Annotated in this window: 9 protein-coding genes and 3 pseudogenes; 4 read left to right on the forward strand and 8 right to left on the reverse strand. The window is 70.8% G+C overall.

Annotation, left to right across the window (positions count from 1 at the left end; genetic code table 11):
* Positions 1 to 59: 59 nt before the first annotated feature.
* From ABT147_RS46325 to ABT147_RS46355, 7 genes and pseudogenes are all read right to left on the reverse strand, one after another.
* Positions 60 to 491, reverse strand: a complete 432-nt coding sequence (locus ABT147_RS46325) for a hypothetical protein (protein WP_351418424.1) — start codon at positions 489 to 491, stop codon at positions 60 to 62.
* Between the two features lie 116 nt (positions 492 to 607).
* Positions 608 to 948: pseudogene (locus tag ABT147_RS46330) on the reverse strand (transposase); the annotation flags it as partial.
* A gap of 257 nt (positions 949 to 1,205) precedes the next feature.
* Positions 1,206 to 1,727, reverse strand: a complete 522-nt coding sequence (locus ABT147_RS46335; protein ID WP_351418421.1) for a cytochrome P450 — start codon at positions 1,725 to 1,727, stop codon at positions 1,206 to 1,208.
* Between the two features lie 70 nt (positions 1,728 to 1,797).
* Positions 1,798 to 2,538 (reverse strand): annotated as a pseudogene (locus ABT147_RS46340) (NAD(P)/FAD-dependent oxidoreductase); the annotation flags it as partial.
* A complete protein-coding gene (locus ABT147_RS46345; RefSeq protein WP_351418405.1) occupies positions 2,505 to 3,230 on the reverse strand; it encodes a cytochrome P450 in 726 nt (241 codons plus the stop codon). The gene ABT147_RS46345 and the pseudogene ABT147_RS46340, both read right to left, overlap by 34 nt.
* Positions 3,203 to 3,898 (reverse strand): cytochrome P450 family protein, encoded by a 696-nt coding sequence (locus ABT147_RS46350; protein WP_351418408.1) that lies wholly within the window; start codon positions 3,896 to 3,898, stop codon positions 3,203 to 3,205. Before ABT147_RS46350 ends, ABT147_RS46345 begins: the two co-directional genes overlap by 28 nt.
* 205 nt (positions 3,899 to 4,103) lie before the next feature.
* Complete coding sequence (locus tag ABT147_RS46355) at positions 4,104 to 4,751, reverse strand: TetR/AcrR family transcriptional regulator (protein WP_351418410.1); 648 nt, start codon at positions 4,749 to 4,751, stop codon at positions 4,104 to 4,106.
* Between the two features lie 180 nt (positions 4,752 to 4,931).
* Between ABT147_RS46355 and mhpA the strand changes: the two genes are divergently transcribed.
* From mhpA to ABT147_RS46375, 4 genes are read left to right on the forward strand one after another with little or no spacing between them, the layout of a single operon-like run.
* Complete coding sequence (gene mhpA / locus ABT147_RS46360; protein ID WP_351418412.1) at positions 4,932 to 6,497, forward strand: bifunctional 3-(3-hydroxy-phenyl)propionate/3-hydroxycinnamic acid hydroxylase MhpA; 1,566 nt, start codon at positions 4,932 to 4,934, stop codon at positions 6,495 to 6,497.
* Positions 6,494 to 7,591 carry an alpha/beta hydrolase family protein gene (locus ABT147_RS46365; protein WP_351418415.1) on the forward strand — a complete coding sequence of 366 codons (1,098 nt, stop codon included), beginning with the start codon at positions 6,494 to 6,496 and terminating at the stop codon, positions 7,589 to 7,591. The genes mhpA and ABT147_RS46365 overlap by 4 nt, the downstream gene beginning before the upstream one ends.
* An 8-nt stretch (positions 7,592 to 7,599) precedes the next feature.
* Positions 7,600 to 8,469 (forward strand): dioxygenase family protein, encoded by an 870-nt coding sequence (locus tag ABT147_RS46370; RefSeq protein ID WP_351418417.1) that lies wholly within the window; start codon positions 7,600 to 7,602, stop codon positions 8,467 to 8,469.
* The gene (locus ABT147_RS46375; protein WP_351418419.1) at positions 8,466 to 9,518 is read left to right on the forward strand and encodes a maleylacetate reductase; all 1,053 of its coding nucleotides are present in this window, start codon (positions 8,466 to 8,468) and stop codon (positions 9,516 to 9,518) included. Before ABT147_RS46370 ends, ABT147_RS46375 begins: the two co-directional genes overlap by 4 nt.
* 39 nt (positions 9,519 to 9,557) lie before the next feature.
* On the opposite strand, the pseudogene ABT147_RS46380 reads toward ABT147_RS46375, so the two are convergent.
* A pseudogene (locus ABT147_RS46380) lies at positions 9,558 to 9,917 on the reverse strand (transposase); the annotation flags it as partial.
* Between the last annotated feature and the right edge of the window lie 65 nt (positions 9,918 to 9,982).

Genomic DNA, 9,982 nt, shown 5'->3' on the forward strand with positions numbered 1-9,982 from the left:
GGTGGTGGATGTTCTTGGCAGGGGGCGGTGGCAGGTGGTGCAGGTGCCGGTCCAGCAGTTCAGCAGGTCCTGGATGGTGTCGAGGATCTGGTAGAGGGTGAGCCCGCTGTATCGGCTTTTGGGGCCAGGCGCTGTTCGGTGAGGAAGGCGTGGGCGGCGGTGACCAGGGTGACGTGGTGATGCCACCCGGTCCAGGAACGTCCCTCGAAGTGGTCCAGGCCGAGGCCGTGCTTGAGTTCCCGGTAGTCGTGCTCGATGCGCCGGCGGATCTTGGCCAGACGGACCAGTTCGGTGAGCGGGGTGTCGGCGGGCAGGCTGGACAGCCAGTAGTCGGTGGGTGCTTCGGCGCCTTCGGGCCACTCGATCAGCAGGGTGACTTCGGGCAGGACGCCGTCCCAGCAGCCTTCCTGCACGGTGGCGGCGGCCTGGGCCAGGCGACGGGAGCGGACACCGGCCGGCCGCACCCGCAGCGCCAGAAAGCGCGAGTGCATCGGCCCGCGGGAGCCTTCCCGCCAGGTGACCTCGGTGAACGCCTGCCGTCCGTGACCAGTGCCAGAACGGACACGGAGGACGGCTTGTCCCGGTAGCGGGGCTGCGGCCTGCGGCCGTTCCCGGACCACGCCGGGGCGGTCGGCCGCGCGTCATGGGGGTGCACGGTCACGTCCGAACGGACCGCCACGACATAGCCGATGCCCCGCTCGCTCAGGCCGTCACGGAAGTCGGCGTTCTGCCCGTAGCCGGCGTCGGCCACCACCACCGGCGGCACCAGCCCCCACCCGGCCAGCTCGTCGAGGGTGTCCAGCGCCAGGCGCCACTTCTCCCGGTGCCCGGCCTCATCGGGCACCTGGCAGCGGCGCCGGCGTCGCTGTCCCACTCCTTGGGCAGGAACAGCCGCCACTGAAGCGGGACGGAGGCAACATCGGTGACCGCGTGCACGCTGACCGCCACCTGACAGTTCGCCCGCTTGCCGTGCCCTCACCAGAGGGCCGGGGCTTCACGCGAGGGGTGGTAGTGATTGCAGTGTTCCGACCGGTTGTCCGAGCGACCCGGTCGCGGAGCATGGGGTCTGGGCGATTCCTTGGGTTTCGAAGGCGGGCACGCCCTTCAGCAGCTGGCTCGGCCTCGACGGTCCGAGGGCGGACCGTAGCGGCGATGCCTGCCTTCGTGGTGGTCGGCGTCCGGGAGGGACACTCGGCTGCCGAACGTCAGAGCACGACGTCGAGTCGGGCCGGGCGGCGGATCATGACCAGGCCCGGAGGCGGCTCGCGGTGGTAGCCGGGAGCGAGACGCAGGTCGGGGAAGCGGTCCAGCAACTGCTCCAGGACGACGCGGGTCTGCAGTCGGGCCAGTGGTGCGCCGAGGCAGGTGTGGATGCCGTAGCCGAAGGTCATCGTGGTGGCCTGTCCCATGGGCCGGTCGAGCGAGTAGTCCGCGGCGTCGGCGCCCCAGGCCCGTTCGTCCCAGTTGGCGGACTGGAGGCTGACGGCGAGGCGGTCGCCGGGCTTCACGGGACAGCCGGAGATCTCGCTTTCCCCCGTGACCGTACGCAACACGTACTGCAGGGGCGCGTCGTGGCGCAGTGACTCCTCGATCGCCGCGGGAACGAGCGACCGGTCGGCGAGGAGGCGTTCCCAGCGGGTGCGGTCGACGAGCAGCTCGTGGAGCAGGTTGGTGATCAGACTGGCGGTGGTGTCCGTGCCGGCCAGGATCAGCTGGAAGGAGTGGATGACGGCCTCTACCGGGGTGAGCGACGCGGCAGCACGCGTCGGCGATCAGGCCGCCGTCGGCGTCCAGGGGAAGGCCGGAGTCCCTGAGCCATTCGGTGTTCGGTACGTCGCCCACCGCGCACACGATCACGTCGGCCTCCAGGACCGACTCGCCGCAGCGCACGCGGTGCTCGCCCATCACGGTGACGCCGTCCGGCGCGACTCGGACACGGATGCCGTGGTCCCGGGCGGCCGCGACGGCGAGATCGGCCAGCCACGGCCCGAGCAGCCTGAGCAGCGGCGGGACGAGGTCGACCACGGTGACCTCCAGGCCGAGTGCGCGGCAGGTCGTGGCGACCTCCATGCCGAGGAAGCCGCCGCCCAGCACGATCGCGCTGCGGGCGGTGGCCAGCCGGGAGGCGAGGGCCTCGGCGTCGTCCAGGGTGCGCACCACCAGGTCGGCGCCGCCGGTCAGGCGGCGTGCCCTTGCTCCGGTGGCGACGACCAGCCCGTCGTACGGCACCTTGGTGCCGTCGGCCAGCGTGACCGCACGGCCGCGGGTGTCCAGCCGTACGGCACGCGCCCCGGTACGGAACTCGATGTCCTCGCCCGGCGCGGGAAGCAGGGCGGATGTCGCGGGGTCCCGGCCGGCAAGGACGCCCTTGGACAGCGGGACGCGGGAGTAGGGCTGGTGGGGTTCTTCGGACAGGACGATCACCTGTCCGTCGAAGCCCTCGGCCCGCAGGCTCTCCGCCGCCGTCAGCGCGGCGATGGACCCGCCGGCGACAACGATCCGCTTCACGGCCGGACCTTCAGCGCCGCGACGGGGCACACCCGCACGGCGGCGGCGACGGCCCTTTCGTCCTCCGGGGCCACCTCCTCGTGAGTCAGCCGCAGCTCGCCCTCGTCGTCGAGCCGGAAGACCTCGGGCGCGGTCTGTTCACACAGTCCGTGGCCCTCGCAACGGTCGAAGTCCACCACGATCCTGGACATCTCACTTACTGCCTTTCTGTGCGTACCGTGACGGGCAGCGAAGCCATGCCCCGGATGACGTTGTTGAGCTTGCGGACCGGCTCGCCCCGCAAGCTCGATCGACGACACCCGCCGTACCAGCGCGCCGAGCACCGCGTGCGCCTCCAGCCGGGCCAGGCCCTGGCCGGCGCAGCCGTGCACGCCGTAGCCGAGGGCGACGTGGTCGACCGGGTTGCGGCGGACGAGGAACTCCTCGGGGCGTTCCCACTTGCGTTCGTCCCGGTTGGCGGAGACGAAGGACAGCAGGACCTTGGTGTCGGCCGGGATGGTGATGCTGTCGATGTCCACCGGCTGGGTGGTGCGCCGGAAGAAGCCCGGTGCGGGGGGCTCCAGTCGCAGTGACTGATCGAACGCCGGGCCGATGAGCGCCGGTTCGGCGCGGACTTCCTGGTAGGCCTGCGGGTGCCGGGCGAAGAGGAGGGCCGTGTTGCCGATCGCGTTGATGGTGGTGTCCATGCTGGCGATCACGTACGCGGACAGCAGGGGCACCACGGAGGCGGCCTCGATCTCCCCCGGTCCGCGGCCTGGTGGATGGCGGCGGCCCAGCCGTCCGGGCGGAGGTTCTCCGGCACCATCACCGTGTTGAGGTACCCGAACATCTGGCCGATGAAGGGGATGGACGCCTGGGCGCGGGCGTTGAACGGGCCGAAGGTGTTGAACGCCGCGTCCGCGAACGACAGCAGTGGGCCCCGTGCTTCCTCGGTGAACCCGACCAGGTCGGCGACCACGGTCACCGGGAACACCGCGGCAAGATCGGCTACGGCGTCGAAGCCGCCCTTGGCCACGGCGTCGGCGACAAGGACGTCCGCGAGGGCGGCGATCCGGGTACGGAGCCCCGCCAGGGCCTTGGGGGCGAGCTTGTCGGACAGCAGAGCCCGCAGCCGGGTGTGGTCCGGCGGGTCGCTGTCCAGCACGGTGCCCTTCATCTGCGCGTTGAACTGGTCCTCGTAGCCGACGCCGTGCGCCGACGAGAAGCGTTCGTGGTCGGCCAGAGCCGCGCGGACGTGGTCGTAGCGGGGAAAGACCCAGGCGTCGTAGGCGGTCAGCCGTACCGCGGGGCCGGCTTCCCGGATGTCGCGGAGCGCCGGGTAGGGGTCGTGCAGCACGGCGTCGGCGAACAGGTCGACGTCGGAGGTGGGCAGAGGCAAGGTCGCATGCATCGACAACTCTCCTTCGAGTTGCTCGGGCCACGACGGAGCTCCGGAGGTGGAAGAGGACCTGAGCTGTCGGCACGAGGGCGTGGGAAGCGAAGAGAAGCGAACCCATGTGTGAGTCAGCACTCACGCACGTGGTGAGCATGAGCTCACAACCGATCGTGCCGCGTCAAGCCCTGTGCGCGCACTTGCGCAACGGCGAGCCAGGGGGTCAGCGGCCGTCCGGGGTGGCGAGGAGGTAGGAGATGACCGCGGTCTGGAGGTGACTGCGCAACTCGCTCCAGGGCAGCGGGCGGTCGGACTCCAGGAACTCGCCCTGCGTGATGCGGTGCGCGATCGTGGCATAGACCAAGCGGAAGGCGAAGTCCAGCGCGGCCTCGGGATCCGGGTGGGCGACGGGGATGTGACGTAGTGCCTCGGCGAAGTTGCGGTTGCCCTCGACGCTGACGCGTGAGCCCTCGACCCGTACCGCTTCATGCCGGGTGCCGAGCAGCAGGAAGACGCGCAGCAGGGACTCGTAGGCCTGGAAGGCGTCGGTGATCGCGCCGACCGCCTCGGCGACCGCCACGGCCGGATCGCGCAGGATGCGCAACCGCTCCGGGGACATGCGCTGGCTGATCTCGGCCTGGAGGTTCTCGGTGAAGGCGTGCTGGATGGCCAGCAGAAGTCCTTCCTTGTCGCCGAACCGGCGGTAGATGCTGCCGACCGCCATACCGGCCCGCTCCGCGACCGCGGCCACGGTCAGTGCGTCCACTCCGCCCTCTTCGAGCAGCGCGTACCCGGCCTGCATGAGGTCCTGCTGCGAACGGCGACTGCCTTCCCGGAGGGCGGCAGGCCTGCGGGTGGGGGACTCGGTCATCTGCGCAGTTTATCGACCGGGGTCTTGACGTCCATGTTGCCGTCGTGTGAATCTCGCTTCACTCCAAGTGTGAATCTGAATTCACACGAACTGCGGCCTGCACCACACGGTCGAGCCGCACCTCTCTCCTTCCCACCACGGTCCCTCGCAACGGCGCGGGGCTGTCTTTGGAGGTGTCCGATGGCTCAGCACCATGACATCGCCGTCGTCGGTTACGGCCCGACCGGACTCGCCGCGGCGTCCCTACTCGGCCGGCTCGGCCACCGGGTGGTGGTGTGCGAACGCTGGCCGGCCCTGTACGGGCTGCCCCGGCTCACCCACATCGATGACGAGACCGCACGGACCGTCCAGGCGGCGGGCGATGTCGAGGAGGCGCTGCGGGACTCGTCCCCGTGCGAGTACCTGTGGGTCAACGGCAAGGGCGAGACGCTGGTGCGCATCCCGGCGACCCCCGACGGCCCGATGGGATATCCGGACCACATCTCCATGTACCAGCCGGACGTGGAGCAGGCGATCGACAAGCGGCTGCGCGGCTACGGCACGGTCGACGTCCGCCAGGGCTGGGCGGTCACCGGCCTCGACCAGGACGACGACGGCGTCACCCTGCGCCTGTGCGGCTGGAACACCGAGACAAGCTGTGCGGACGGTCCGCGCGACGAGGTCCGGGCCCGCTATGTGATCGCCGCCGACGGCAGCCGCAGCGGGGTGCGGGAACTGCTCGGAGTGGAGCGTGAGGACTTCGGATTCAACGAGAGTTGGGTCAACATCGACACCGAGTGGTTGCGCCCCCAGCCCCCGGAGTTCGCCTACGGCACCCAGTACTGCGATCCCGCGCGGGGGCACATGTCCATCAACATCGGCACAACCCGCCAGCGCTTCGAGTTCGCCGTCCTGACGGGCGAGACCCGCGAGGAGATGACCGCCCCGGAGGCCGCCTGGCGGCTGCTGCGGCAGTACCACGACCTGGGCCCGGACGATGTGCGGATCACCCGCCAGCTCGTCTACGGCTTCGAGGCCCGCATCGCCACCCGCTGGCGCACCGGCAGGGTCTTCCTGGCCGGCGACGCCGCCCACACCATGCCCCCTTACCTCGGCCAGGGTGCGTGCAGCGGCATCCGTGACGCCACCAACCTCGCCTGGAAACTGCACCTCGTGCTCGGCGGCCTGGCGCCCGAGGCGCTGCTGGACACCTACGAGAGCGAGCGCCGCCCGCACGTCACCGCCCTCACCCACATGGCGATCGGCCTCGGAAAGGTCGCCAACACCCACGACACCGAGGCCGCGGCGGCCCGGGACGCCGCGTTCTTCGCCGGCAAGGTACCCCCGCCGCCCCCGTTCCCGCCGCTGAGCGGCGGAGTGCTGCGCAAGGAAGCCGGCACACCAATCGGCACCCTCACCCCGCAGGGCCGCGTCCGTCTGGCCGACGGCCGCACCGGACGCCTCGACGACCTGACCGGATACGGCTTCACCCTCGTCACGGCCGAGGACCCCACCGCCGCCCTCGGGCAGCAGCGGCTCGCCCGGCTGGAGCGCCTGGGCTGCGCCGTGGTCGCCCTCGACACCGTCGACGACCTCGACGGACGGCACCGGGAATACCTCTACCTGCTCGGCGCGGTCGCGTATTTGGCGCGTCCCGACTTCGTGCTGTTCGGTACGGCGGTCGACAGTACGGACCTGTGCGCGCTGGTGGACGACCTCGACGCCACACTGTCCGGGGCGCCCGCAACGGCAGGGGCAGCCGGATGACTGCCGGAAATCCTGCAGCGGAGGCCGTGCTGCCGCCGCTGGTCGCCGCCCAGCACCGGGCCATGCCCTTCACCCGGCTCACCGACTGCGGCATGGATCCCGCCGACGCCCGACGGCTGCTCGCCGACACCACCGCCGGAATCCCCTGGCAGGATGCCGCCACGATGATCGCCGACGTACAACTGGAGCGCGCTCGGGTGTCGGAAGCCGCGGGCCACCGCACGACCGCCCGGCAGGCATACCGGTTCGCCTCCGGGGCCCTGATGTTCGCGCAGATGGCGTACCAGAGCGACACTGCGGAGAAGCGGGATCTGTACGCCCGGCACACCGCCGCGACCGCCGCTCTCGCACCCGGCGTAGAGCGAGTGGAGATCACTCACCGCGCCGGCGTCCTCAGCGGATGGCTGTGCCTGCCGCCGACCGGCGCCGCCCCGGCCACCGTCATCGTCTGGGGCGGGCTCAGCGGCTGGGGCGCCGCGTACTTGCCCGTCGCCGACGCCTACACCGCGCGCGGCCTGGCCTGCCTGCTAGCGGAAGGTCCCGGTCAGGGCGAGTCGCGGCTGCGGCACGGACTGTACGTCGACGAGCGCGTCACGGAGGGCTTCGCCCGCTTCGTCGACCTGGTCGAGGCCGATCCCCGCCTCGGCGGCGCGATCGGGGTGCAGGGCATCAGCTTCGGCGGCCTGTTCGCCGCCCACCTGGCCGCCGCCGACCCGCGCGTCGGCGCGGTGGTCGTCAACGGCGCCCCGGCCGCGCCCACGGTCCCCGAATACCGCACCGCCCGCGAGCAGATGGCCGCCGTCGTCGGCACCGACGCCCCGGACCGGGTGACCGAGGTCATGGACGCCCTGCGCTTCGACCCGGACAAGCACCGCATCACCTGCCCCCTGCTCCTGCTGCACGGCGGCCAGGACCCCCTGGCCCGCTACGAGGACCAGGAGCCGTTCCTCCGCGCCGCCGACCCCGCCGCCGCGACCGTCCGCATCTGGCCCGACGGCGAGCACACCCTCTACAACCACGCGGCCGAACGCGACGCGCTCACCGGCGACTGGTTCACCGACCACCTCACCGGCCAGAGCACCCCGAAAGGTTAGGACCACCAGTGGACTTCACCGTCGAGACCGCCACCGACGCGGTGGTGGAGAGCTTCCGGAAGACCAAGGACGAGCGGCTGCGGCAGATCATGGAGAGCCTGACCCGCCACCTCCACGACTTCGTACGCGACATCGAACCCACGATCCAGGAGTGGGAGGCCGCTATCGGCTTCCTCACTGCCGTCGGCCAGAAGTGCGACGACACCCGCCAGGAGTTCGTCCTGCTCTCCGACATCCTGGGCATCTCCATGCTCGTCGAGACGATCAACGGGGCCGAGGAGGGAACCGAGAGCACCGTCCTCGGCCCCTTCCACATGACCGAGTCGCCCCGCCGCGAACTCGGCGACTCCATCGACCTCCTCGGCACCGGCCGTCCCTGCGTGGTCTTCGGCCGAGTGCTCGCCGCCGACGGAACCCCGCTGCCGGGCGCGGAACTCGACGTGTGGCAGTGCTCCAAGGACGGTTTCTACGACGTGCAGCAGCCCGACGTGCAGCCCCCGGGCAACGGGCGCGGCCTCTTCCGCACGGACGAGCACGGCCGCTACTGGTTCCGCACCGTCGTCCCCTCCCACTACCCGATCCCCACCGACGGCCCCGTAGGCCGCCTCCTCGAAGCCACCGGCAGGCACCCCTACCGGCCCGCCCACATCCACTTCATCGCCGGCGCCGAGCACCACCGGCCCATCACCACGCACGCGTTCGTCGCAGGCAGCCCCTACGTCGACTCGGACGCCGTCTTCGCGGTCAAGCGGGGCCTGATCACCGACTTCGCCGAGTCCCACGACGAGCAGGACGCCGAGCGCTTCGGCGTGACCGCGCCCTTCACCCAAGCCAGGTTCGACATCGTGCTGGCGCCGGAGGCGAAGGCGACGCGATGACCTTCACCTACGAGGCTCTGCCCATGCGGGTGGTCTTCGGCCCCGGCAGTCTGCGCCAACTGCCCGAGGAAGCTGACCGTTTGGGACTGCGCCGGCTGCTGGCGCTGTCCACGCCCGGTCAGCGCTCTCTCGCCGAGCACGCGGGCGCCCTGCTGGGCGACGCATGCGTGGGTCTCTTCCCCGAAGCCAGGATGCACGTGCCGGTCCACGTCGCTGACGCGGCTCGCGCGGCCGCCCGCGAGGCCGGCGCGGACGGCTGTCTGGCCATCGGTGGCGGCTCCACCATCGGCCTGGGCAAGGCGATCGCCCTGACCTCCGGCCTGCCCGTGATCAGCGTGCCCACCACCTACGCCGGCTCCGAGATGACCACCGTCTGGGGACTCACCGAGAGCGGACGCAAACAAACCGGCCGCGACCGGGCCGTCCTGCCGCGCAGCGTGGTCTACGACCCCGAACTCACTGTCGGCCTCCCCGTGGACGTGTCGGTGACCAGCGGCTTCAACGCCATCGCCCATGCGGTGGAGGCCCTGTACGCGCCCGACGCCTCGCCGATCGTCTCCCTGATGGCCGAGGAAGGGATGCGCTCACTGGCCGCAGCCCTGCCCGCCATCGCCGCCGACCCCGGCCATGTGGCGGCCCGCACCGACGCGCTACGCGGAGCGTGGCTGTGCGGGGCATGTCTGGGCGCCACCACCATGTCGCTGCACCACAAGCTCTGCCACATCCTCGGGGGCACCTTCGACCTGCCCCACGCCGCCACCCACACGGTCCTGCTCCCGTACGTCACCGCCTTCAACCTCCCCGCCGCACCGGCCGCCGAGCAGGCTTTGCGCCGTGCCTTGGCCACGGACGACGTACCGAAGCACCTCGCGCACACATCCGCCGAACTCGGCGCTCCACGCTCACTGGCCGAACTCGGCCTCACGGAGCGCGACCTCGACGAGATCACCGCACAGGCACAGGCACAGCCCTACGCCAACCCACGCTCCGTCACCGCGCAAGCCCTCCGCTCGCTCCTCACCCAGGCACTGAAAGGAACCCTCGTCTAATCATGTCGGTGTCCGCCGTACGGCGGTGCCCCGGTATGCGTGGGCGGAGGCGGGCAGGACGACGCAGTCGATGACGAGGCCCAACACGTCCACGGCCAGGCATCTCTTCCCGCCCGGCACCTTCTTCGCGGCGTCCCGGCCCGTAGTCGGTTCCCTCGTCGCGCCAGAGGTAGAAGTAGTACTTCACCGCTCCGGGCGGGGTATGTCGTGGGGCAGGAACTCCCACGGACAACCCGTGCGGTTCTGGTAGAGGATCGCGTTCACGATCTCCCGCATCGCGTACTTCCCCTGATGGCCGCTGACCGACGGATGCCGGGCCTTCCATGCCGTGATCACGGGCTCGGCTGAGAGCGGCGTTGAGGAAAAGGCGAAGCTCCTGGTAGATGGGTTGTCGACCAAGATCAACCTGTCCGCCCGGAGCTTCACGTGCTTGTCTACCCATCGGGGATCGATCTGTCCAACTC

The organism is Streptomyces sp. NPDC001868, assembly GCF_040297125.1.
GTDB lineage: Bacteria > Actinomycetota > Actinomycetes > Streptomycetales > Streptomycetaceae > Streptomyces.

Excerpts from the sequence above, each read along its gene's own strand:
- ABT147_RS46325 (WP_351418424.1), bottom strand. The coding sequence starts at position 491 with ATGCACTCGCGCTTTCTGGCGCTGCGGGTGCGGCCGGCCGGTGTCCGC.
- ABT147_RS46350 (WP_351418408.1), bottom strand. The coding sequence starts at position 3,898 with ATGCATGCGACCTTGCCTCTGCCCACCTCCGACGTCGACCTGTTCGCC.
- ABT147_RS46355 (WP_351418410.1), bottom strand. The coding sequence starts at position 4,751 with ATGACCGAGTCCCCCACCCGCAGGCCTGCCGCCCTCCGGGAAGGCAGT.
- mhpA (WP_351418412.1), top strand. The coding sequence starts at position 4,932 with ATGGCTCAGCACCATGACATCGCCGTCGTCGGTTACGGCCCGACCGGA.
- ABT147_RS46365 (WP_351418415.1), top strand. The coding sequence starts at position 6,494 with ATGACTGCCGGAAATCCTGCAGCGGAGGCCGTGCTGCCGCCGCTGGTC.
- ABT147_RS46375 (WP_351418419.1), top strand. The coding sequence starts at position 8,466 with ATGACCTTCACCTACGAGGCTCTGCCCATGCGGGTGGTCTTCGGCCCC.